At 56.7% G+C, this 23,627-nt stretch carries 17 protein-coding genes; 5 read left to right on the top strand and 12 right to left on the bottom strand.

The annotated features are described in order from the left end of the window. Positions 1 to 86 precede the first annotated feature (86 nt). The 4 genes from ACMA5I_RS15245 to ACMA5I_RS15230 form a co-directional block, all read right to left on the bottom strand. Entirely contained in the window at positions 87 to 911 is an 825-nt protein-coding gene (locus ACMA5I_RS15245) for a hypothetical protein (protein ID WP_525887139.1), read from the bottom strand. Positions 912 to 1,534: 623 nt separating this feature from the next. Further along, a protein-coding gene (locus ACMA5I_RS15240) for an IS3 family transposase (protein WP_525887165.1) occupies positions 1,535 to 2,640 on the bottom strand; the annotation gives its coding sequence in 2 pieces (ribosomal slippage) (positions 1,535 to 2,379 and positions 2,379 to 2,640; 1,107 coding nt in all). Between the two features lie 68 nt (positions 2,641 to 2,708). Next, a complete protein-coding gene (locus tag ACMA5I_RS15235) occupies positions 2,709 to 3,299 on the bottom strand; it encodes a hypothetical protein (RefSeq protein ID WP_525887138.1) in 591 nt (196 codons plus the stop codon). Continuing rightward, positions 3,275 to 3,622: an SdrD B-like domain-containing protein gene (locus ACMA5I_RS15230; protein ID WP_525887137.1), complete on the bottom strand. Its 348-nt coding sequence runs from the start codon at positions 3,620 to 3,622 to the stop codon at positions 3,275 to 3,277. Before ACMA5I_RS15230 ends, ACMA5I_RS15235 begins: the two co-directional genes overlap by 25 nt. Before the next feature lie 712 nt (positions 3,623 to 4,334). Between ACMA5I_RS15230 and ACMA5I_RS15225 the strand changes: the two genes are divergently transcribed. Next, positions 4,335 to 6,641 carry a calcium-binding protein gene (locus ACMA5I_RS15225; RefSeq protein WP_525887136.1) on the top strand — a complete coding sequence of 769 codons (2,307 nt, stop codon included), beginning with the start codon at positions 4,335 to 4,337 and terminating at the stop codon, positions 6,639 to 6,641. A 145-nt stretch (positions 6,642 to 6,786) separates the two neighbouring features. Here the strand turns inward: ACMA5I_RS15225 and ACMA5I_RS15220 are convergent, their stop codons facing one another. Beyond that, on the bottom strand, positions 6,787 to 7,530 hold the full coding sequence (locus ACMA5I_RS15220) for a hypothetical protein (RefSeq protein ID WP_525887135.1): 744 nt from the start codon (positions 7,528 to 7,530) through the stop codon (positions 6,787 to 6,789). A gap of 585 nt (positions 7,531 to 8,115) precedes the next feature. On the opposite strand from ACMA5I_RS15220, the gene ACMA5I_RS15215 reads away from it, so the two are divergent. From ACMA5I_RS15215 to ACMA5I_RS15205, 3 genes are all read left to right on the top strand, one after another. Beyond that, positions 8,116 to 9,912 carry a patatin-like phospholipase domain-containing protein gene (locus ACMA5I_RS15215; protein WP_525887134.1) on the top strand — a complete coding sequence of 599 codons (1,797 nt, stop codon included), beginning with the start codon at positions 8,116 to 8,118 and terminating at the stop codon, positions 9,910 to 9,912. A gap of 86 nt (positions 9,913 to 9,998) precedes the next feature. Further along, positions 9,999 to 11,582: a S8 family peptidase gene (locus ACMA5I_RS15210; RefSeq protein WP_525887133.1), complete on the top strand. Its 1,584-nt coding sequence runs from the start codon at positions 9,999 to 10,001 to the stop codon at positions 11,580 to 11,582. Positions 11,583 to 11,596: 14 nt separating this feature from the next. Beyond that, positions 11,597 to 12,898: a hypothetical protein gene (locus tag ACMA5I_RS15205; protein ID WP_525887132.1), complete on the top strand. Its 1,302-nt coding sequence runs from the start codon at positions 11,597 to 11,599 to the stop codon at positions 12,896 to 12,898. A gap of 140 nt (positions 12,899 to 13,038) precedes the next feature. Here ACMA5I_RS15205 and ACMA5I_RS15200 read toward each other — a convergent pair whose 3' ends face one another. The 4 genes from ACMA5I_RS15200 to ACMA5I_RS15185 form a co-directional block, all read right to left on the bottom strand. Further along, a complete protein-coding gene (locus tag ACMA5I_RS15200) occupies positions 13,039 to 13,491 on the bottom strand; it encodes a hypothetical protein (RefSeq protein ID WP_525887131.1) in 453 nt (150 codons plus the stop codon). Positions 13,492 to 13,576: 85 nt separating this feature from the next. Then, a complete protein-coding gene (locus ACMA5I_RS15195; protein WP_525887130.1) occupies positions 13,577 to 15,106 on the bottom strand; it encodes a M20/M25/M40 family metallo-hydrolase in 1,530 nt (509 codons plus the stop codon). A 137-nt stretch (positions 15,107 to 15,243) separates the two neighbouring features. Next, on the bottom strand, positions 15,244 to 17,319 hold the full coding sequence (locus ACMA5I_RS15190) for a hypothetical protein (protein ID WP_525887129.1): 2,076 nt from the start codon (positions 17,317 to 17,319) through the stop codon (positions 15,244 to 15,246). Between the two features lie 253 nt (positions 17,320 to 17,572). Beyond that, positions 17,573 to 18,739, bottom strand: coding sequence for a BaiN/RdsA family NAD(P)/FAD-dependent oxidoreductase (locus ACMA5I_RS15185; protein WP_525887128.1), 1,167 nt, complete (start codon positions 18,737 to 18,739; stop codon positions 17,573 to 17,575). 124 nt (positions 18,740 to 18,863) lie between these two features. Between ACMA5I_RS15185 and ACMA5I_RS15180 the strand changes: the two genes are divergently transcribed. Then, entirely contained in the window at positions 18,864 to 19,730 is an 867-nt protein-coding gene (locus ACMA5I_RS15180; protein WP_525887127.1) for a dienelactone hydrolase family protein, read from the top strand. A 3-nt stretch (positions 19,731 to 19,733) separates the two neighbouring features. On the opposite strand, the gene ACMA5I_RS15175 is transcribed toward ACMA5I_RS15180, so the two are convergent. From ACMA5I_RS15175 to ACMA5I_RS15165, 3 genes are all read right to left on the bottom strand, one after another. After that, entirely contained in the window at positions 19,734 to 21,656 is a 1,923-nt protein-coding gene (locus tag ACMA5I_RS15175; RefSeq protein ID WP_525887126.1) for a cation:proton antiporter domain-containing protein, read from the bottom strand. Then, a complete protein-coding gene (locus ACMA5I_RS15170) occupies positions 21,653 to 22,255 on the bottom strand; it encodes an NAD(P)H-dependent oxidoreductase (RefSeq protein ID WP_525887125.1) in 603 nt (200 codons plus the stop codon). The genes ACMA5I_RS15175 and ACMA5I_RS15170 overlap by 4 nt, the downstream gene beginning before the upstream one ends. 176 nt (positions 22,256 to 22,431) lie before the next feature. Then, entirely contained in the window at positions 22,432 to 23,418 is a 987-nt protein-coding gene (locus ACMA5I_RS15165; RefSeq protein WP_525887124.1) for an LLM class flavin-dependent oxidoreductase, read from the bottom strand. Between the last annotated feature and the right edge of the window lie 209 nt (positions 23,419 to 23,627).

Here is a 23,627-nt window from a genome sequence, read left to right as displayed (position 1 = left end):
CATGTTCTCGAGTCCTCGGCATTAAGCGCCCACGAAGGAAACGCGTAGATAAGCATCAGACTTATTATAAGAATTAATCGCATTTGTTATTCCCCCTCCCCGAAGATCGCTTCGTTGGCTGGTAGATCTCCGTCTCGATCAACAGAAAATGCCGAAGGGATAATGCTCATCTCGGTTAAAACGCAGCGCTGGAAAAGACGTTTGAATTCGTCTTCGTTCTTAAGGGTCAGGTCACTTTGACTACCACCTGAATTCTCAGATGTGATCCCCGCCACGCGCCCGACAATATTCCGGCAATGATTTTTATCAGAGAGAAAGACCGGGACATCTCGGATGAGTTGAGTGTTTGCAGTTTTGTGAGAATAGTTAAGTGCTGCGAAAATGATAAATGTTGCCAATCCACACATCATCAAACCCGGAAAGCTAGATTCTATGTAAAACCGCGTGGGCGTAATCTCGACCGTTCCCCGTCCAGATTTGTTCTCCGGAACGCTATCTGAATCTTCGTTAGCCTCTGAACCACCCTCCTTTTTTCTCAGAACATTCACGCTCCCACTTGTTGCCGTTTCAATGCGGTCAAAGATGAGTACAGCTCCGAGAACGCTAACAGCAAGTGACACCGTGATCGCCACGAGCGTTATGACGTGACGCGACGCCACCAGATCCAGCGCCCGAACACCGCGCGTTTGTTGCACAATGGCTTCAAGTGCAATAATTGCGCATTCGGTATCCTGGCATGAATTAGCAAACACAGACGAGGTATACTTACCCATTTGGAACTGTATAAAGTACCATATAGCCAATTGCGCTACCGTTAGACCAAATAACAGAACAACAAACCAGACGGAGGCCTTAGTGACGTAGAGACCCGCCTTCTTGCTAAATGTGTCGAAATTTTCTTTGCTTTCCATCTTATCCAAGCCCTATTTGAATCGGTTTCACTGAAATAAAAGCTTCACCTATATACATTCGCGACGTGAATGAAGCGTGATTGCAGCGTTATTACTTGGTGTGAGTTTTGAGTGTATGAACTGTCATAGGGTATGGAACCTAAACTTTGCGAGATTTCAGCCGGCTTGCTTGGCGGGGCCATACGATGCGAAGCAAGAAAAAAGCTTGGCTCAAGGTCGATGAGATAAGAACTATAATCGGCCCAGAAAGCGCTGTTCGCTGCACGGCTGCGTCATAAGAGTTAGTTATTGCGCTGTGCGAAGGCGCTCACTTTTTGCGAAAGGCGCCACTTAAACTCAGCGCTCATTCATCGGGAAAACGGCAAAATATATCACAGAAAAGAGACCGCCAAACTGGCGGCCTTTTCGTCTGCTCAATGGGTTTGCTCTTACGCGGCTTCTTTCCGTCGCACTAGTCCGAGGCTGGCGATACCGAGGAGGGCGAGGTCGTAGGTGTAGCTGCCAGCGGCGGTGACCTTGGCGGACTGCACCCACTTGTCGGACGTCCACGGGTAGTAGCTTCCGATGGTATTGCTGTGCTACCGGAAGTGTCCCCGCTCGGGGCTAGATTTTCCGCCCTTTGATCACACAGACGGGCTGGATGCGTCTGGCAATTTCATGAGCGCTGCTGGAACCTTGTTCCCAATGGCGCTGTGCGGTCTTTCTTCGTTGTAGTCTCTACGCCAAGCCTCCAACTTTTCGGCCGTATCTTCAAGGCCCATGAACCAATGTGCGTTCAGGCATTCGGATCGGAGTTTGCTGTTGAACGCCTCGATGTAGGCATTGTCAGTTGGCTTTCCCGGCCTTGAGAAGTCCAGCGTGGTGACACCCCGCTGGTAGGCCCAAAGATCCATGTCCCGAGAGACAAATTCGCTGCCATTATCAACTCTGATCGTCTTGGGATAACCGGTCTGACGGCAGATTCGATCCAAGGTCGAAACGACGTCTTCGCCTTTGTAGCTGAACCGGGCATCCAGCACAGGAACGTAGCGGGAGAATGTGTCGACGACCGTCAGAATGCGTATCTTGCGACCTGTGGCAAGCTGATCATGCACGAAGTCCATTGCCCAAACATCATTCGGATTCACGGCTTCATTGCGGTCTTCGCGAAGCTTTGCCTTCACACGCCGTTTCGGGGTCTTGTTCCTGAGTTGCATACCCAACTCCTTGTAAACACGATACGTCTTCTTCGCATTAATCTCCCAACCCTCCCGGCGCAGAAGCACATGGACGCGCCGATAGCCAAACCGAACACGTGTCTCACAAATCCCCTTGATCCGCTGTTCCAACGCGGCCTGGTCGCGCCGACGAAACTTGTACCGGTATGTCCGCGGATCGAACCGGATAAGACCACAGGCCCTCCGGATCGACACGCGCCAGTCGGTTCTGATCTCATCAACCAGCGCTCTTTTGCGAGCAGGCCTCAGAGCTTTCGCTTGATGACGTCCTGAAGCATCTCCTTGTCCAACGACAAGTCTGCTACGATCTTCTTCAGCCGCCTGTTCTCGTCTTCCAACTCACGCAGATTCTTCATGTCAGGCGGCAACATCCCAGCATACTTCTTCTTCCAATTGAAGTATGTCGCCTGGCTGATCCCAGCCTTCCGGCAAATCTCAGCAACAGGTGTTCCTTCTTCGCTTTGCTTGATAATGAACGCCTTCTGCGCGTCCGTGAATTTGGATGCTTTCATCGCCATCCGCTCCTCTCCCAGCCAAGGGAAAATCTAACGGAAAACTCTATCCATAAACGAGGACGTTTTCAGGGATCACAGCAGTAGACGCCGTCCCCCGCGAGATGCACCAGTTTACCGTCGATCCGCACGGCGACCGCGTTGCTATAGGCATCGGAATACCAATGCTTGCCCTTCGTGTCGCGCATCCCGTAGTCGAAAGAGATCTGATAGGTGCCAGCCTCGGGCACATTCGCGACCTGCTTGATGCCCTCGACCTGACCCGCACGATGATCCAACTCGACAATCGCATTGCCGTTGCGGTTGCCGGTTTCGTAATTGCGGGTGTGGATCATCACCTCTTTACCGTTGGCCGCGGTGCTCCAACCGTGGATGCCCTTCTCATACCGCCAATAACCGAGCTTTCTGGCATTGGCATGAGCGTCGAAAGATCCGTTGACGATCAGGTCCTTGGAGAGCGTGCGAACCAGCTGGTCATTCTCATGCGCCGTAAAATTCTGCACTTTCGGCGCGATATGCGCCTCCGCGCCATTGCTGGCGAAGAGAACGGGTTTGGAGAGTTTCTCCATGTCCGACGCCTTCAACCCCGCATGCACATCCGCGACCCTGTTGCCGCCGCGGATGGTGATGTTGTTCACCTGCCCATCAAAGCGGCCCACCTTCTGGTTGATGTCGCTGTGCTGTGATAGTCGCCCACATCTGATTTTGCGAAATCCATACCCGTTTTGTTGATGAAACGGACACGGTAATCGGGATCGTCCGGCAAGTCGGTGAAGCTGTAATGACCGTTCGCGTCGGTCGTGGTTTCCCTCACCTTGACCCAGCTTGCACCAATCTTACCCCAAAGCTGCACCGAGGCGTTCACGACGTTGCCATCGCCCCTGGATTCCTGATTGTTGTCGTCGCGATCAATCAAGAACCGACCCGAAATGGCGCTATGGTACTCGTAGCTGTAGATACCGTTTTTGTAAGTTCCAGCCATTGCGTTCTCCATACCTACTAATAAATCGAATAAAATTCGAAGGTATTTCAGCCAAACATCTTTCGCGGTTTTATACCGAATAATCATCACCATTTCAGTTGGTTAAACGAAGTAAATGTGATGCTTATTGCAACGTAGAGTTCCCACCCAAGACCTAGCGCCCACGGAGGCAGTGGCAAACCGGGACCTCGATGGTCAAGAAATAAGTGTACTAATATTTAATTTTCATATGGCAATACGCCAATTATCTTATGTAAACTTTAAATTATCTCGTTGATTTTGCCTAAAATATAAATATTTATAATTGTATTAATTTATTAAATACTTTTAATACTTTAGGTATATTTCGCGCTCCGCGTTTCGCACTGTGATACGATAAGCGATCCACTCAAGCGAACGCCACATCGCTTAGTGAGTGCTGAGAAACTTGCTCGACACTGAATGCCCTTCATACGAAAGCATTGATCCCGACTGCTTCGCATAAGCTAAAGCGTACCGGAATTTTGGCTGCCGATAAAGCGGGAGCCACCTAAATCTACCCGTCCCGCCAGCCCACATCCCGTAAGTGTAATATGCCTCTCATACCATATTCACACCGTTTTCACGCACGGTGCCCTGCCGCCAACCGCTATTTTGACGTCATCCCCATATGTCAGCGCTGACGCGGGCAAGAGAACGGGGCGAAAACCTAGAAATTTGGAAGGACGGGAAAATGGCGAATATTTACGGAAACAGCTTGAACAACATACTGACGGGTACGGCCGCAGCCGACCGGATAGAAGGCCGCGGCGGACATGACCGCCTTTATGGTCTGGCTGGCGCGGATTGGCTCTATGGCGGGACCGGAAATGATCGACTTTTTGGCGGCACCGGGAACGATCGCCTCTATGGCGGGAGCGGCAATGATTATCTCTACGGAAACGGCGGGCGTGACATCATCTACGGCAATAGCGGGACCAATATCGCTTATGGCGGGACCGGCAATGACGTGATTTATTCGAGTGGTTACGGTCGGTATTACGGCCAGGACGGCAATGACACGATCTTTGCCGCCGCCGGTTCGACTGAGCTTCTCGACGGCGGAAACGGCGTGGATATGCTCGACACAACGCATTGGAACGCCGCCTATCAGATCAACCTTGCCACTGGCGCAACCAATTACACGGGCGAAAGTTTTGTGAATTTCGAGAACCTGCGTTCCGGCAACGGCGATGACACGATCCGAGGCACAAATGATCGCAATGTTATCTACACCAATGGCGGCAATGACGTGGTCTACGCTTATGGCGGGAATGATTACGTGAATGGCGGCGCCGGGAATGACCGTCTTTACGGTCACGCGGGAAATGACACGCTCGTGGGTGCAGACGGCGATGACCGTCTCATTGGACATACCGGCAACGACTATCTTTCCGGAGGAAACGGGAACGACACGCTCTATGGCGGTGACGGCAATGATAGCCTCTACGGCCACGATGGCAACGACTATCTCAATGGCGGCAATGGCGATGACATCCTTTCAGCAGGAGACGGGAACGACACGCTCTACGGGCACAGTGGTAAAAACCTTGCCTATGGCGGGAGCGGCAATGACGTGATCCATTCGAGTGGTGCCGGGACATATTACGGACAGGACGACAATGACACGATCCATGCCGCATCCGGCACGGATGAGACGCTCGACGGTGGGGACGGCATCGACATGCTCGACACAACCCATTGGAACGCCGCTTATGAGATCAACCTCAAGACAGGCATGACCAATTACACAGGCGAGAGCTTTGTCAATTTCGAGAATGTCCGCAGCGGCAATGGCAACGACACCATTCGCGGCACCGAAGAGCGCAATGTCATCTACACCAATGGCGGCGACGACACGGTCTATGCCTATGGTGGAAACGACTATGTCAACGGCGGAGACGGCAACGACCGGATCTATGGCTACGGCGGGAATGACTATCTCTACGGCAGTGCCGGCGACGATTATCTGTCAGGCTCGACCGGGAATGATACCCTTTCTGGCTCCGACGGCGCAGACCGGCTTTACGGACATGCGGATAACGACCGGCTCTACGGCCATGATGGAAATGATTACCTGCATGGAGGCAGCGGCAACGACTATCTCAGCGGCGGAAATGATAACGACGCCATCTATGGCGGCGGCGGCACAGATACCGCCTATGGCGGCGCGGGCAATGATACGATCCATTCGAGCGGCTTGGGCAAATATTATGGCCAAGATGGCAATGACACCATCTATTCAGCCAACGGTTCGAATGAACTGCTCGATGGCGGTGCTGGCATCGACATGCTCGACACAACGCATTGGAGCTTCGCCTACCAGATCAACCTTTCTACCGGGACAACCAACTACACAGGCGAAAGCTTCGTGAATTTCGAGAATGTCCGGTCTGGCAGCGGCGGCGACACGATCCGCGGGACGGATGATCGCAATGTCATCTACACCAATGACGGCAACGACACTGTCTATGCCTTTAGCGGCAACGACTACGTGAATGGCGGCAAGGGCGATGATAAACTTTATGGCTATAATGGTGCGGATAGTTTGACCGGCGGCGACGGAGACGACTACGTCTCTGGCATGGCCGACAACGACTATCTCTACGGAAATGCCGGCAATGACAACGTCTATGGCGGAAGTGGCGATGACTACCTCAACGGATATACCGGCAACGACTATTTGAACGGCGGCAGTGGCAATGACCGGATCTACGACGGTCTCGGTGACGACCGGATGCTCGGGGGGTCAGGCGCCGATCAGTTCGAGTTCTACCGCTTCAACAGCGGCGATGACGACCGCATCTATGACTTTGTGGAAGGCACGGACAAGCTGCGCATCTGGAAAAGCTCCGGGGTGGATGATGCCAATGATTTCTCGCAGTCGGTCACTTGGGACAGCGCGGGCAGTCAGTGGGATACGGTGATCACTTTCAACAATCACGATATCCATCTCGATGGTGTTTTCTATATCGAGAACAACGACATCATCTTTGTCTGAAGCCATCTCGAAAACGCGGATCGGCGTCCCTTTCTTGGGGCGCCGTTTCTGTTTGTGCTGCATGGCATCAAGGAGAAAGACGTGAGACAGTGGACGACCGACGAAGATCGTGTTTCAACAATAGGAGGTGGGGAATTGGGCCTGCTCAGAAGCCGCTGGCGAGAGGGTGTCGCGCGGAGATCAGTCGCGTTTGCCCGTGAACGGATCGAACCGAGCCTCCCGCGCGCGCCGGCATCGACCGCAACACAGCATGGGATATAAGCCCCAGCCCTTGCGCAATCTGGTCCAGCGTCGGACGCCCTTGAAACCGCATCGTGCGGGACCAGATGATCGCGCCGGACACCATATCGATGAAGTCGATATCCACGCGCGTTTCGCCCAGCAAAGACCGCACCGATCCCGCGAGCAGAAAATCAACGCCGAGGCGCGTGCGCACATCTTTGAGATTCACCATATCGCCGGCGGCCTGACGCGACGAGAGCGGCGAGATCACCGTGAGCTTGCCACTTCGCGCAAGATCGCGGCACAGCTCCTCGGCGATCCAGTCGCCAAGCTCATCGAGCCCTTTGCCATTGTGGAAAGACAAAGCCGTGATCCGAGGCGCATCGCCGCGTGGTTCAGACGCGAGCCGCCCGAGCGCGGCGAGCTGCTCCGGCTCACGGCGCATCTTCTCAAGCCACGCAGCAAACCCTGGTATCCTGATGTTGAGATCCTGCAAAAACGCGCCCTCACTCGGCACAAGAACGCAATTCTCCAGCCGAAGCTGAAGATGCTCATTGTCGCTTGTCAGGATGTCGTCAAAGTCGTCGCCAAGCTGCTTGCGCAGATCGCTCAGCGCCCGCCGCAGGTTTTGATGCCCGCTGTCATATTCGCGCGCACCCCACAGCATATTTTGCAGAAAAACCCGGCTCCGTCGCCCCATAGGCGCGGTGGCCAGCAACGCAAAAAGCGCCCGATGCTTCGCCCCTCGGATCTCAACCGCGCGCTGACCTTCCAGCCACATCGCGCAGGTTCCAAAAAGTCGAAGATGCAAAATTGAGCCCACGGGCCCCTCCCGTCAAAGCGTTCGGAATGGTGGCCATCTTGGACCGCTTGACGGAGGGAAACTATTAACGAGCTTACTTACGTCCAGGTGGCAGCAACTATAAAGTCTTTCGTCGACTAGCAATACTTGTGCGCACCCGCTTGAATACAGCGTAGTTGCTAGCATGCTTAATCTTCAGAAAGCGTCGGATGGAGTTTTCAGGTGATCACAAGATTTCCCGTTGCTTCACGACAATCGCAGATCCTGAAATCTTTTTTCATGTCGGGATATTCCTGCTGCGCTGCCAGAAACGCGTCGTCTCAGGAATAAATGATTGATATTCATAAGAAAATATTATTTATGAACCACACTAACCCAGTGTATTTTTCAATAAATTATGGTAATGTAAATAATATAAAATCAAAATTCTATTAATTCGGGGCAAAAATTATGTCCGAAGCATCCGAACTGCACGAGTGTGATCTCATTATGAAGGGGGGCGTCACTTCCGGCGTCGTTTACCCCTACGCGATTACGCGGATCAAGGAGCGATATCGCCTTAGAGGCATCGGCGGCACTTCCGCGGGAGCCATCGCCGCAGCGATTGCGTCTGCCGCTGAGTATCGACGGCAGAATGGCGGAGGCGACATAGGATTTAATCAGATAGACGACATTGCGGAAGAGCTTAGCCGGAACCTTGAACATATGTTTCAACCATCGCCAGAGCTATCCAAACCATTCGCAATCGTCCAAGAAACTTTCGCTAAAGGTGTCGGTCTGTCAATCGGCGTGTTTCTTAAAACATATAAGTTTGAGACGATAAAAGCTGCTCTATTGGGACTAATACCTGCTGGCTTTTCGGCCTATCATGGTGCTTGGGGCTTCGTGCTCTTCTTCTTAGCAGCAGCTCTCGCCTTCATTGCATTCGCGATCGGCGCAGAGCTAAGAAAGGTCTTTTCTGAAAGACTTCCCGCAGCTGATTTCGGTCTCTGTTCTGGGAAGACGCAGCCGGGCCATCAAAGCGGCGAGCCCGCTTTAACCGACTGGATGTTTACAAAAATTCAGATGATCGCGGGCCGCGATAGTTCCACGCCGCTCACAGTGGGAGATTTAAAAGCCTCTGGCATTACGCTCGCGACAATGACGACAGACCTGTCGACACAACGTCCTTATCGCTTGCCGCTCAGAGACGGTGAGTTTTTTGTATGCCGGTCCGAAATGCAGCGCCTTTTCCAAGATCCGCTCGTGGAGTATCTTTGTGCAGACCAAAATAAGAGACAAGTCCTGCACCAAGCTGATCCTGAAGACCTTTATGCTTTGCCAGGTGGCGACAAATTCCCTGTCATCCTTTTGGCGCGGATGAGTCTTAGCTTCCCAGGCCTCATCAGCGCAGTGCCGATCTGGCGCGAAGATGTAGACGCAAAATTAAGCTCCGAGGACGCTGCACCGATGACGCGTCTGCTATTTTCGGACGGTGGCATCAGTTCGAATTTCCCTGTTCATTTCTTTGACTCCCCCCTGCCGCGGCGACCAACATTTGGAATCAAGCTAACCACATTTGATGAAAGAATTCATGGAAAAACGAACGTCTACCTGCCGAAGACATTTGAAGACATACAACGACTCCGCACGGGTTCAATCAAAAGCATCAGCGATTTTCTATTTGCGATTTTCAATACAGCAAAAGACTGGCGAGACACCCTGCAATCCCATTTGCCAGGCTATGCAGAACGTATCGTTGAGATCAGGTTGGAAAGCGGCACAGGCGGACTAAACTTCAACATGGACGAGCAAACTATCGAAGAACTCCAAGATCTTGGGCGGGAAGCAGGCGACATGCTGGTTTCGGAATTTTCCTCAAAAGATCAATTGGGTTTCAAAAATCACCGGATTCGCCGCGCGCTGAGCATACTCCCATCTATTGAGGACATGATGACCAATATTCATGACGTTTATTGGCAAAATTCAACTGATGAAAAAGAATCCTATCGACACTTGATCACCGACTTCGAAACAGATGCATTCCAAGGTGTGTCATCCGAACAGCGCAGAACAGTTATCGCACCATTTTTAGATGGTCTCGCAAAAACGGGCTACGGCATCTTGAAAGCTGAAGCGGACGGTAAAGGGAGCGTTAGAGATCTGAATATTTTGAGGCAAGACGCCAGTCTTAGGCTGACCGCGAGTGCCGAAGAAAAAAGCTACGACACGCAAGCGCCTAGCGCCCCCGTAAACAAAGACGTTTAACTATGCACTCGAAAATAATCGCAAATCTCTTTTTACGCTCGCACCAGATCGCGTCAGAGATTATTTAATCGGTAGGGATACGTAATATGCAGAGCAAAGAACCGGTCAGCATCCCCGACCCCAATTTCATCTTGCGTCATAGTTGCGTTGCCCGCGACTTGTATGAGGCGATGACGCAAACGAAACCACGCAAATCACCTAAGGGCGGCTTCGCCGTTATGATAGAGATGAACAACAACTTTCCCGGCGGAGCGCGTACTGCACGCGCGGCGCTGGTTGCAAGCTATCTCATCAACGCAACCAATATCCCAGACCAAAAACTTGGCTTCGTAGCTGAGCTGCTTACACTTGCTGATCTGCAGGGCCCGTACAAGGATATCAGCTTCGGCAAAAGAGACGTTCTAAATCTTGTGAGCTCTTCTTTCACAGAAGGCTATCTCTTCGGAAGCCTATCAAGAAGCTCCATTAAGCGCATCGCCAAGAACTGCCGACAGGACCGTAACGGCCCCATTTACAAGATATGGCTGGATCAGCCTTTTCAGATTGATGTTTACAGGTCCTATAAAACGATAAAATGCGACGCAGCACGCATCGCATTCGGCGCTCAGGGTGAGGGTATAGTGTGGGCGGTTGCCGATACTGGAATTGATGCAACACATCCTCATTTTCGGAGATACAAAACTCTCGAACCTCCACCCGGATTAACGCATTGTGACTTTACCGAAAAAAAAGATGAGAGCGAAGAAACGTCCGGTGACACGGCGCTCATCGACATCCATGGCCACGGCACACATGTCGCCGGCATCATCGCCGGTGAAACGGACTGCAACGCCAAGGACGAAAACGGCAATCCGCTGATTGACCAAATTGAAATAATCTATGACGTGAGTGCTGACGGCGTTAAATCCGAAGAGGTCTCGCGAACAAAAGCTCCAGATATTATTCAAGGCATTGCGCCGTGGACAAGAATTATCAGCCTAAAAGTTTTGAAGCATCCACGTGACAAAAACGGCATTAGTAGCGTTATGTCCGCTATCGGTTACATACAGCGCATCAATGAGTATGGTCGAAATATACGGATACATGGACTGAACCTCAGCTTAAGTTATGACTTTCAAGAAACGTGGTTCGCAGCGGGCCACAGCCCAGTTTGCAAAGAAGTAAATCGCTTGGTCCGTTCTGGGGTTGTCGTGGTGATTTCAGCTGGGAATGCGGGCTTTGGATATATCTCTGGTGAGGGCGGAGCCATCCATTCGAGCGCCAGCACCTCGACTATAGGTGATCCAGGCAACGCCGAACTTGCGATTACTGTGGGTTCCACGCATCGCGATCGCCCCCATGAGTACGGCGTCTCGTATTTCTCAGCCAAAGGACCGACAATAGACGGGAGGTTGAAGCCCGACTTACTCGCGCCAGGTGAGCGGATCGTCTCCTGCGATCCAGGAAAAACCAAGCGCATCGCGAGTTTCAAAGAGCGCTCAGGGACGAGTATGGCCGCGCCTCATGTGTCAGGAATGATCGCAGCGCTTCTGTCGGTACGTCGCGAATTCATAGGACAGCCCGAAAGGGTCAAGAGTATCCTCATGGAAAGCGCAACCGACTTAGGCCGTGTCCACGATTTTCAAGGTGCCGGTCTCGCTGACCTGATGCGTGCCATGCAGTCCATTTAGGGAGAATAAGATCAATGCCCAAGATCGATGATGCACCATTCGTTTGGCTGAATTTTGACAAGAGACACCAACTGCTCGATGTACAAGAATCTTTGAGAGCGTTGCACAAAGCCATCCAGAAATCCCAAGCGACCGATCTACTGATCATTTCTCACGGATGGAAAACCACCAAAAAGCAGGCTGCCAGAATTTACAGCGAAGTGTGGCGTCACACGAAGGGTTATATTCCCAAAGATAAAACCTTTGTTTTGGCAGGTGTTTCTTGGCCCGCCTTGGCGTTTCCAGTCGATTTCGACGGCGAGGCTATCCGCGATGCCTTCGCAGGCGCTACCGACGCGCCCCCTAGCGGCGGGCATCAAGACCTCGACACAGAAACATTCGAAAAAATCCTTCGTCAATCTTTACCGGGCGAGGAAAATAAAAGCCTCCGCAATTTATTTCGACAGGTCGAAAAAGACGGTACGGACCAAGGTAATTTAAAGGCGCTTGCGGACGGTTTAGCCGAACACCTGCGTGAGCTCTCCACTGAAAGCGACCCTCAACTCAACGATGAAATAGAACTTATCGCGAATGAAATTACACGGGATCCGAGAGTATTGCTGCATGTCTGCCGTAGCCCCATGATAACTAACGAAGGCGGAGCATCAGACTTAGATGCAATTGCTCGAGTTTTTCTTGGTCTCACGGCAAGCCTTGCAAGGTTCTTAAACAATTTCAGCTACTATGCGATGAAACGGCGATCAGGTGATATCGGCATCTCTCTTGGCCGCCATCTCGATAGACAAAACTTTCTGCAAGATATCCGAGTTCATTTAGCTGGGCATAGCTTCGGGGCTCGACTGGTCACAGCCAGCGCGGCGGCTACGAGCACCTTGAAGCTCCAAAGCCTGACGCTCCTACAAGCCGCATACTCACATTACGGCTTGGCCAACAATTCGCCGTCCGGAAAGGGCGCGTTTGCAAATGCGCTTCAAAACCGACGAGTCCAAGGAGCCATTGCAATCACCCACACCCATAACGACTTAGCATGTAAAATTCTGTATCCATTTGCCTCCAGATTCTCAGGCGATGGTGCGTCAGAGTTCGGCGACGCGGATGACCGTTATGGCGCAATGGGTGCAAACGGCGCGCAATTCGTGAATGCAATTGCCCATCCTGATTTCCCTACCAATTCCAAGCGCCTTCCCGTTGCGGGGCGAGTGAATAATTACCTTGCCGATAATGTCGTTAAGAAAATTGATGGAAAAACAGCAGCACACAACAACATTCAAAATGACGGCGTTGGCAGGTTGCTGGCTGCGGCTATGTCAAGCTGAGGCGTCGCCAGCCGATTTCGCAGCAATGACTTCTGTTAACCAACGCTCGCGATTATCGAAAATAAAATTGTATCAGTCTGTCGCGAAAGATGATCAAGAAAACTCATCTAAGATGACAGGAAATTTGGCCTTTAGGAGATCTAATTTTTATTTTCAATCATCCCGCGGAGTGCTGATGCGACGCCTTGAACATCGCAACCCGCTTCGCTTTCATCGTCGCACTCCTCCACCGCAGCACCGGGCGCGAGCGATACTGTCCAGCTTTGCGACCCGTAATCAACTACAATGAAGCTCTGGTTGATGGGCGGTGCCTCTTCGGTGCCAGTCGCCAAATCAGCATCAAGCACCTCCGCCAGTCGCTGCATGTCCTCTTCGGAAAGCTGGCCCTGCGCGCGCGGTGGATCCTCCTGCTCACCGACAAAGTCGGCGACCTCATACTGCCCGTCGGGCTGCACTTTATAAATCGTGCCAGTGACTCCTGCGAAGCCCTCTTGAGCGGTTGTGACCGTCAAAGGTGCCTTTAGCGTCATCTCACACGTCATGGCAGCACCTCCCAACACAACTCCGGCCAGAAAAGCGTAAATACGCAGCATTGTTCTCGTTCCATAATTGTTTGATGCAAGCTTAGCATGGCGATGCCCGCGCCCTCACTCAAAATGCTGTGTGAGGGCGGAGGTTTCAGGGCCATGTCGCGTAGATGCTGTAGCGCGCATCAACGGGTATGCCGCTGGGGGAAACACAGCGCACGCTGGCAACCAAATCGCTTCCATTGGATGACCATCCGGCGATTTTGCAATCATCGCGCGAGGCGCCATATCCACTCACCTGAATATGCGCGCCTGCGACGCCGTTGCCGCCAAGCCCGGCGAAATGCATTGTATAGACGCCCGGCCCGCTGCGGCTTGCGGTGATCGCACCGCCTGCGCCGTTGTAGGCATAGGTGGCGCTCGGCGTGTAGAGCGCTGAACTCGGCTGATCGGCCCAAGCAAAGCCCATGCGCCGCCCGACCTCAGGCAATGCGGTTCCGGCGGATTTTGCGACCTCGATCATAAATTCGACGCCAAGCTTCGCGAATTTCGCCTGCTTCGCGCCGGTACCGTCTATTTGGGTGAGCGTGTCGTTGCTGGAATGGATCGCCGGGTTGAAATCGTTAAACAACGCTTCAAAAGGAAACGCCGCGGGAATACCCTCACCCGTCCATGCCGCGTGATCGGAGCAGGCATAGCCGCAGGAGGTCTCGCCATAGGTAATTTCATGCGGGCCGGGGCCATTATAGGTCTGGACCAGCGCTTTCAGAAAATCCGTGAGATCGGCCGATACATAGTCAGTGATGAAATAGAGATCCTCGCTGGAGCCCTGATAGCCGGTCATGTCCATCTGCAACGCCGCGATCACCTCTTTTCGCGGGTCATTCGCATAGGCTTCGGCGATGGCGCGCGAGCCGCGTAACCCGACTTCTTCTGCCGCGTAAGCCATAAACTGCAGAGTCCGGCGCGGTTTAAAGTCTGACTCGATCAGCGCGCGCAGCACTTCGGTGACAACCGCGACGCCAGAGGCGTCGTCATCCGCGCCGGGCGCATCACTCAGATTGGATGGGTTGATCGAGTCGAGATGCCCGCCGATCACGACGATCTCGTCGTGCGCCTCGTTGCCGCGAATGGTCGCAATGACAGAATCTTGCGGCCAGCCCGGATGCGGGTAGCGCGCAACACTGACATCAGAGCGCCCCGCCCCAAGCGACGCCCAGAGCGCCCGGACATCCTCCGCCGCCTGTTCACCCGTCGCGGAGAGATAATGGCGTGTGCCTTTCGCTTCGAGCATCTGAATGGTCGAAACGATGGCCGCCGGGTCGATTTCCGCCAGCGCCGCGGAGACTGCGGGACCTTGGTCGATGACCGGGTTAACCACATTGCTACGGCCCAAATACTCGGCGTCGTAAAATGGATTCTCAGCTTCAGCGCGCGCGGCCTCCAGCGACTCATGCACCGTATATCCGCCACAGCGGTTGAATTCGTCGTGGATCAGTGTGTGAAACGGGCTCTCAAGCGACGGATCAAGCCGCGCGATGCTCAGGCCATTGACGGTTTCAGTGACGGCAAAACCTGCCTCCGCTGACGGCTCACCATCGCCCACGAGCGAGGAGACAAAAGATTGCGCGGCATCGTCATCCGTCACAATCCAAAGCGCACCGTCTTGGGCACTTGCCATGCCCGCCCAAAACAGAGTGGCGGCGGTAAAGGTTTGAAAAAATGGGGAATAGAACATGATCTGCGTCCTTTATATCGGAGCTGGACCCCGGCATGTTTGCCGGGATCCAGGTGAGAGTTTCGGGTCAATCACCGCGATCAGGGCCAGGTAACGAGGATCGTGTAGCGATCATCCACCAGCGCGCCGCTTGGCGAGATACAGCGCACCGCAGCGCTGAAATCCGCGCCGTAGGAGCTCCAGCTTGAGACCTTGCAGTCATTTCGCGATGAGCCGTAACCTGTGACCTGCACATTGCCCCCGGCCCGGCCATTGCCGCCCAAGCCTCGGAATATGATGCTGTAGCTCCCCGGCCCCGAACGGGTTGCGGTAATCGCGCCGCCCGAGGAGTTATGTGCATAGGTGACAGATGGCGTGTAGCTGGCACTCGTCGGATCATGCGCCCAGGCGAAGCCCATCTTGCCGCTACCCACGATGGGGTCGGCAGGACGCGGCAGGTTGCGCGAATCCGCGGCGGCGGCGAGCTGTTTGAAATGCGGCGTGCCGTTCGTCAGATCGCCATCATCATCGTCGATGATGAAGCTCAAGCGCACCGCGTCGGGAATATCCGAAGGGTTGGCATTGGCCGCGCCCATGACGAGCTGCGCGCTGAGTTCAAAGGCTGTGTCCTCGGCATAGGTGTTTTTGAGCTGCTGCGTCAGTTCCCACACAAAGCCCGCATAGCGGCGCCCTTGCGTGTGCACACCCTCGCCCGGGCTAAACGGCCACATGATCAGATCCTTGGCGTCCCGAAGACAGGTTCCGGGACCATAGAAATCTGCGCCGACACAGGATTTACGTGTCCCGATGATCGACATCGCATCGCCGAACCCTTCCGAATAGCCGCCATTGATGATCCCGCCTTTGCGCGCGTCCACCCCGTGGCCATACTCATGCAGCACGACGCTGTCGTAGGCCATGTTCGGACAATTGCCACCCGCGCGGTAGAAATTGATCGAACTGCCATTCCAGAAGGCGTTGCACTGGCCCGGACGGTTCACGATGGTCGGCAATTTCGGCAGATCGCCGGGATCAAGAATCTCTTTCGCCAGATCATAGGCGCGGTTGGTCCAGAAGAACGCGGTCGTCTGAGCCAGATCCTCAATCGCCCCGGCATTGAAGTTCATGTCGAGATCAACGCTCGTATCGCCCGTCGCATCGCGCGACAGGAGCGTGCCAGCCATGGTCTCAATCTCGGAATGTGGCCCCGAAAGTGAGCTTTTCACCGTGGTTCGGCCCGACCCGGTCGTGAAGGCGTAGAAGCCGTTCTGATCCGTCGTTGTCGTATTTCCACGGCCAATCAAGGCGCGGCTGACGGTCATCGCGCCGAGCGGCTCGACATTGGTGTCACCACTTGCCACGCCGGGCCCATCCCAAACGGTCCCGCGCGCGTGTCCACCATGCTGGTGATGGATCATGCTTTCCCAATAAATCACCTCCGCATCGCCATTCGCCGCGACCCAGTAGCGGCGCGCCTGTGGCTCCTCACCGTTATCGGTGAATTCGATTCGATAGCTCAGACGGCCCTCGCCTTCCGGGCTGACCCAGACTTCAAGCGTCGGGCCGTCGGTCTCCGCCTCGGCGGCCCAGCCCCCGGCATCGCTGATCGCGGCCTCCACGGCTGCATCCGGCGCAACGGACGCGGTCGCAGCGTCGAGCGAATTTGGCAAGTTACGCTGACGAACCACATCCACGCGACCATCCTGACCGACGAAGGCCGTGACATCCGCGTATTTCGACACGGGGATATTTTCCATCGCCACCGGGAAGTGCACGACCAGCTTGGTCTGCGGGCTTGGCTGCGCTTCCGCGCCAAGGTTCTCGGCTTGCGCACGATCCATGGTCTCGCCCATTTCGGCGGCCTGTTCGGTGTCCATCTCTTCGGATTGGATCGGCGAGACAGAGGCCTCGCGCTGCCCCAAGGACAGCGCTTTCAGATCCGCCTCGCCAGCGATAAGCGAGACGCCCTCTGGTAGCTGGTCAGAAAGCGCGCGACTCAGATCCTGCGCCAGCCCAGAATCGCCATCATCTCCTTCGGAAGCGGCGGCGGACACCTCGTCCGCTCCGAGGACCACATCACTCGCGCTATAACTCGGATCGCCGAATTGCAACGCGCGCGAGGCGGTCTCGGTCCGCGCACCGCCCGCAAATGGGCTATCCTGCGCGAACGAAGGCATGGATTGCGCGAGACCGATCAGAGCGATCGGCAGCGCCAAACGAATTGCATTGGAAGGTAACACTTTAAATCTCCAGTAAATATGGGTTTGGAACACCGCAGAAACGTCTTGCGGCTTGCGCCCATATTAAAAAAAACGCGGGCTGGAGACTGTGGACTTCATAACATTTGAATAAAAAAATCTACGCATATGCGACGTAACGCATATAAGCGGTTGTGAAAGAATTACCTTTTCTCGGTGGCGCACAACCGCCTCACCGCCCCTCTGCAACCGCCTGCCCCGCAGCCACCCCAGACGCCCAGGCCCATTGGAAATTGTAGCCGCCGAGCCAGCCGGTCACGTCCACCGCTTCGCCGATGGCGTAGAGCCCTGGGACCGTTTTGGACACCATGGTGCGGGAGGAGAGCTCTGCCGTGGAAATGCCGCCCGCGGTGACTTCGGCCTTGGCGTAGCCTTCGGTGCCGGTTGGGTGGAAGGTCAGCGCGCGCAGTGTTTCGGCGGCGCGGTCGAGTTCGGTGTCGGGGGCGTTGCCGAGCTCGGTTGAGAGGGCGATCCGCGCGGCGAGGAGGTCCGCGAGGCGTTTGGGCAGGTGTTCGGCGAGCGCGGTTTTCAGGCTCGCGCGCGGCATGGTTTTGCGGGCGGTGCGGAGGGCGTCGGCGGCGTTTGGCAGAAGGTCCAGCTTCACCGCCTCGCCGGGCGACCAGTAGGAGGACACTTGCAGGATCGCGGGACCGGACAGCCCGCGATGCGTGAAGAGCGCGGCCTCCGCGAAACTGGCGGCCTCGACCCGCGCGGTGACGGGGCAGGACACGCCGGAAATCTCGCGAAAGGCCTGATCCTGATCGCCGAGTGTCAGCGGGACGAGCGCCGGACGCGGCGGCACCACTTCCAAACCGAACTGGCGGGCGATGTCATAGGCCACGCCGGTCGCGCCCATTTTCGGGATGGATGGCCCGCCTGTGGCGATCACCAATTGGCGGGCACGCACGCCTGCCGCGTGAAACCAGCCATCGCGATGCGCGATCTCGCCGATCTGGGTGGAGAGCCGAACCTCCACGCCGCCCTTGGCGCATTCGTAGAGCAGCATCGCGACGATCTGCCGAGCGGAGCCGTCGCAAAAGAGCTGGCCGAGGGTTTTCTCGTGCCACGCAATCCCGTACTTTTCGACCAGCGCGAGGAAATCCCATTGCGTGTAGCGGCTGAGCGCGGATTTGGCGAAATGCGGGTTTTCGGAGAGATAGCAGCCGGGTTCGGTGTGCATATTGGTGAAATTGCAGCGCCCGCCGCCGGAGATCAGGATCTTCTTGCCTGCCTTCGCGGCGTGGTCGATCACCAAGACTCGCGCGCCGGCTTGTCCCGCCGTGGCCGCTGCCAAGAGGCCCGCGCCGCCTGCACCTAAGATGATCGCATCGTAATCCATGGCCCGCTGTCTAAAGATCGGCGCGGGCGCTGTCAGCGGGAAAAGCGCGGCGCGGGCAAGATCGCGAGCGATGCGACCGCAAAACCCATGGCTTTGCAGCGCGTTTCGCCCTAGCTAGGGCCGGATGAAACGCCGTTTTCCAAAATCGCTCTTCTGGGCGCTGATGATCCTTGCCGCGCTGTGCGTGATTTTCGCGCTCAACACCGCGCGCCATGCGGCCGCGGTGCCGACATGGATCGACAGTGCGGCTGAGCGCGAGGTGCGGCTCGCACCGTTCTGGCGCGTTGTGCCCGAGGGCGGCGTCGGCGGCGTGAATAGCATCCTGCTCTCGGGCTGTGACGGGGTGCGCGACAATATGGCCTACTGGGCCGGTCAGTTGACCGCGACCGGCGGCGCGGCGCTGATCCTCGACAGCCACACACCGCGCGGGCTCGACCAGCTGGAAGCGTGGCGGCTTGCCTGTGTCGGCCAGGTCTTGCCGGGCGCGGAGCGTGCGGGGGATCTCGCCGTCGCCATGGCGCTGACGGAACGTGAGGACATGCAACTCCTCGGCGCGTCGCATGGGGGCTGGACGGTGCTGGAATTTCTTGGCCAACTTATGCGAGACGAAGTGCCGCCGGGTCTCGATGACTGGCCCGCCGCGCCCGCGACGATGCTCGCGCGGATCGACGCGGCGGTGCTGCTTTACCCTTATTGCGGGCTGCTGAACGGCGCGGATGAGGGCGACTGGAGCGGCGCGCCGCCCCTCCTCATGATCCTTGCCGAGAATGACGAGATCATCAGCACGCCCGCTTGTCTCGCCCTCGCGGACCGGCTCACGGCGCTTGGCGCTGACATCGAAACCGTGGTGATCCCCGAAGTCGGCCACGGGTTCGACCAACAGGACCGCGCGCTCTTTTCCACGCTGACCTATGACATCGCGGCCCGCGACCGGGCTGCCGATCTGATCGCAGATTTCCTCGCCCGCCACAGCGCAGCGGACGAGGATTAAGTTCTAAGCCTCTTCGGGCTTGTCCTTGCCCGCAGGCGGGCGCGCCCATTCACGATCCGGGTGGAACATCATGCCAAAGCCGCGTTGGCGCAGGTTCTCTTCCCGCTCGGCATTCAGCTCCAGTATCCGCGCGCGATAGCTATGGTTTTCGCTATGCGGGATGGTGGGATCATAAAGGTCGGCCATCTCGCGCAAGATCGCCTTGTCGTCCTTCACATAGGCTTGCGCCATTTGCTCGGCCTCGAACGGGTGCATCCCAAGCGCTTCATAGGCCGAACGACCGGTGCGCACCGCGCTGTCGAAACTCTCACGAATAATGTCGCGGCAGCCCGCATGCCAGAGGTCATAGACATGGTGCCGGTCCCGCGCGCGGGCGATCACATGCAAGTTCGGGAAATTCGCCGTGGCGTAGCGCACCATCTCCGTGATCGCTTCCTTGTCGTCAATCGCAACAACGAGGATCTTCGCATCGGCAATCCCGGCAGCGACCAGCAGGTCGGGCCGCGTCGCATCGCCGTAAAAGGCGCGGATATTGTAGGAGCGCAGCACGTCGAGCTGCGCGGCGGAGTGGTCGAGAACCGTGGTCTCATAGCCCGCCGATAGCATCATCCGGTTCACCACACCGCCGAAACGCCCGATGCCCGCGATGATGACCTGACCCTGCTCATGGATCTCGTCCGCCTCGCGGTCCTCGCTTTGGGTGAACCGCGGCAGGATTACGCGTTCATAGAGGATGAACAGCAGCGGCGTCAGCATCATGGTGAGGGCGACGACCAGCAGAAGCCGGTCGGCAATCTCCTGCGGCAGCACGTAATTGGCGACGGTAAAGGACAGCAGCACGAAGCCGAATTCCCCCGCCTGCGCGAGGCTGAGGCCGAAGAGCCAGCGATCCGCGCCGCGCAGTTTGAAGATCGACGCCAGCACCAGAAGGATCGCGGCCTTGAGCAAAACGAGGCCGAAGGTCATGCCGAGGATCACTCCGAGATTGTCGAACAGCAGGTCGAAATTGATCGCCGCGCCGATGGTGATGAAAAAGAGGCCCAGAAGCAGCCCACGGAACGGGTTGATATCGCTCTCAAGCTCGTGGCGATATTCGCTGTTGGCCAGAACCACGCCCGCGATGAAGGTGCCAAGCGCGGGCGACAGGCCCACAAGGGTCATCAGCAGAGCAATGCCGACCACGAAAAGCAGCGCGGTTGCAACGAAGAGCTCGCGCAGCTCGGCCATGGCGATGAAACGGAAGACCGGGCGGGTGAGGTAAATACCGCCCCCGACCACCGCGCCAATGGCGGCGATGGTGACGAGCGCCGCTTGCCAGCCTGCCAGACCGTCCACGAGGCTGAGGCTGTCGCCATAGCCGCCCTCTTCGCCCGCATGATCCGCCGCTTGCGTGGCTACTTCGGCGAGTTCCGGCATGGCCAGCAGCGGGATCAGCGCCAGCATCGGGATGACGGCGATATCCTGAAAGAGCAGCACCGAAAAGCTCGACTGCCCGCCATCGGAATGCATCAGTCCCTTTTCATTCAGCGTCTGAAGCACGATCGCGGTGGAGGAGAGCGACAGCACAAGACCGATCGCGAGCGCAATGGTCCAGGGTTGGCCGAGCAGCATCGCGATGCCCATCACCGCGAGCGCGGTTCCGGCGACCTGAAGCCCGCCAAGGCCCAGAAGCCGTGCGCGCATCTCCCAGAGCATTTTCGGCTCCAGCTCCAGCCCGACGAGAAACAGCATCATCACGACGCCAAATTCGGCGAAATGCTGGATCGCCTCCACATCCACATTGAGCGCGGCGAGAAGCGGGCTGATCGCCACCCCGGCGAGCAGATAGCCAAGGACCGAGCCGAGACCGAGACGCGAGGCAATCGGGACCGAGAGCACACCCGCCCCCAGAAAAATCACCGCGAGAAGCATAAAATCGGTGCTCATGCTGTGGTCTCCTCTGTGATGGGCAGGCTGTCATGGGTGATGATCTCGGCGGCTTCGGCGCGCGCGAAATCATAACGGTCGTCGCGGATGGCGGTCAGCAGGCGCGCAAAGCCCTCCGCATGGGGATGCGGCGTGCCGGTCAGCGCGTCGTGGAAGACGTAAGGCGCGGCGAAACGCATTTGGGCGACCCGTGCGGTTTGCTCGTAAGGCGTGAGGAACGTCCGCAGACTGTGGCGCTGGACGCCTTCGGCGCTGTAGCCCTCCGCTGGCTCGCCCGCCGTGACAGCCAGCATCAGCCACTTGCCACGCAGCGCGTCCCCGCCGTCACCATAAGCAAACCCATGCTCCCACACCCGGTCGAACCAGTCTTTCATCAGCGCGGGCGCGGCATACCAGAACAGCGGAAATTGCAGCAGAATGACGTCGTGATCGCGCAGGCGCTCTTGCTCTGCGTCAAGATTGATCTCGCCGCGCGGATACTCTCCATAAAGATCAACCCGCGTGATGCCCTGCACGCGCGCGGAGGCCGATTGCAGCGCCCGGTTGGCTTTTGAAAACCGATCCCCCGGATGGGCGTAGTAATGCAGTAGCGTCGCCATATCTCTTTAAACCCGCTGAATTGAGACGCATTGTTACCATTTCCAATGCGATTTGGCTCCCTATAAATCAGCAAGTTGGGAAAGAGAATGCGCCAGCGGCGCAATGCGGCTGATTGCCGCTAATCCGGTGGGATGGGGAGGCCGCGCCCCCGTGTGAACGGGGCGCTGCCTTGCCGTCAAGCGATCTCGCGCATCGCCTCTGCGGCCATGGTGATCGAGGTTTTGCGCGCCTCGTGATCGTAGATCTGGCTTGTCAGAATGATCTCATCCGGCTGATAGGTCGCGATCAGCTCCGAAAGCTGGCTGCGCAGCCGCTCCGGCCCGCCAATCGCCGAGACGCGCATGGCCTCCGCGACGCCCGCGCGCACCGGGGCCGGGATGTACTCCGCCACATCCTCCACCGGCGGTTGCAGCGGCCCCGGATTGCCGGACCGCAACCGCGCGAAGGCCAGTTGCATCGAGGTGCTGAGGCGCTCCGCCTCCGCATCCGTCTCTGCCGCAAACACATTGGCCGCGAGCATGAGATGCGGCTTTTCGTTCTGCGGCGAGGGCCGATAGTTGCTGCGATAGACGCGGATCGCCTCCTCCAGCGCGCCCGGTGCGAAGTGGGAGGCAAACGCATAAGGCAGCCCGAAATGCGCGGCCATCTGCGCGCCGTAAAGAGACGAGCCAAGCACCCAGATCGGCACCTCCGTCCCCTCCCCCGGCAACGCACGCACAGCGGCATCAGGGCGGTGCGGGCCGAGATAATGCATCAACTCCACCACATCTTCGGGATAGCTGTCCGGCCCGTCAAACTTACGCCGCAGCGCGCGCATCACGGCCATATCCCCGCCCGGCGCCCGGCCAAGGCCAAGGTCGATCCGGTTCGGGAAGAGCGAGGCGAGCGTGCCGAACTGCTCCGCAATCACCAGCGGCGCGTGGTTCGGCAGCATGATCCCGCCCGCGCCCACGCGGATGCGCGAGGTTGCGGCGGCGACCTGCCCGATCAGCACCGAGGTCGCGGCGCTCGCCACGCTCGGGATGCTGTGATGTTCCGCCAGCCAGAAGCGGTGATAGCCCGCCGCCTCGGCGGTTTTGGCCAGATCAATCGAATTGCGCAGCGAGGTCGCAATCTCCGCGCCCTCAAGGATCGGCGCGAGGTCAAGCATACTGTAATGCATCAGATCTATCCTTTGCTCGTTGCCGCCAGAGATAACCATTCATTGGCGAATGAACAGAGGCGCGCGGCGAGACGTGCGCAATTTAAGGCGAAGGTTCGCACGCCCAGTGCCCCGCCGCGCCACTTGTTCCGCCCGCCCCTTTGCGCCTAGGCTTGCGTTCATAACTTCGACTGCCGCCTGCAACTTTATCCCGGCACCCCCCGTTACCA

The sequence above is a fragment of the Jujubicoccus corallicola genome (assembly GCF_047345645.1).
Lineage (GTDB): Bacteria > Pseudomonadota > Alphaproteobacteria > Rhodobacterales > Rhodobacteraceae > JBLEFH01.
This window is presented reverse-complemented; position numbering and strand designations above follow the sequence as displayed.

Coding starts and splice junctions, on each gene's coding strand:
- ACMA5I_RS15245 (WP_525887139.1), bottom strand. CDS start 911: ATGGAAAGCAAAGAAAATTTCGACACATTTAGCAAGAAGGCGGGTCTC.
- ACMA5I_RS15230 (WP_525887137.1), bottom strand. CDS start 3,622: ATGGCTGGAACTTACAAAAACGGTATCTACAGCTACGAGTACCATAGC.
- ACMA5I_RS15225 (WP_525887136.1), top strand. CDS start 4,335: ATGGCGAATATTTACGGAAACAGCTTGAACAACATACTGACGGGTACG.
- ACMA5I_RS15220 (WP_525887135.1), bottom strand. CDS start 7,530: ATGCTGTGGGGTGCGCGCGAATATGACAGCGGGCATCAAAACCTGCGG.
- ACMA5I_RS15215 (WP_525887134.1), top strand. CDS start 8,116: ATGTCCGAAGCATCCGAACTGCACGAGTGTGATCTCATTATGAAGGGG.
- ACMA5I_RS15210 (WP_525887133.1), top strand. CDS start 9,999: ATGCAGAGCAAAGAACCGGTCAGCATCCCCGACCCCAATTTCATCTTG.
- ACMA5I_RS15205 (WP_525887132.1), top strand. CDS start 11,597: ATGCCCAAGATCGATGATGCACCATTCGTTTGGCTGAATTTTGACAAG.
- ACMA5I_RS15200 (WP_525887131.1), bottom strand. CDS start 13,491: ATGCTGCGTATTTACGCTTTTCTGGCCGGAGTTGTGTTGGGAGGTGCT.
- ACMA5I_RS15195 (WP_525887130.1), bottom strand. CDS start 15,106: ATGGCAAGTGCCCAAGACGGTGCGCTTTGGATTGTGACGGATGACGAT.
- ACMA5I_RS15190 (WP_525887129.1), bottom strand. CDS start 17,319: ATGCCTTCGTTCGCGCAGGATAGCCCATTTGCGGGCGGTGCGCGGACC.
- ACMA5I_RS15185 (WP_525887128.1), bottom strand. CDS start 18,739: ATGGATTACGATGCGATCATCTTAGGTGCAGGCGGCGCGGGCCTCTTG.
- ACMA5I_RS15180 (WP_525887127.1), top strand. CDS start 18,864: ATGAAACGCCGTTTTCCAAAATCGCTCTTCTGGGCGCTGATGATCCTT.
- ACMA5I_RS15175 (WP_525887126.1), bottom strand. CDS start 21,656: ATGAGCACCGATTTTATGCTTCTCGCGGTGATTTTTCTGGGGGCGGGT.
- ACMA5I_RS15170 (WP_525887125.1), bottom strand. CDS start 22,255: ATGGCGACGCTACTGCATTACTACGCCCATCCGGGGGATCGGTTTTCA.
- ACMA5I_RS15165 (WP_525887124.1), bottom strand. CDS start 23,418: ATGCATTACAGTATGCTTGACCTCGCGCCGATCCTTGAGGGCGCGGAG.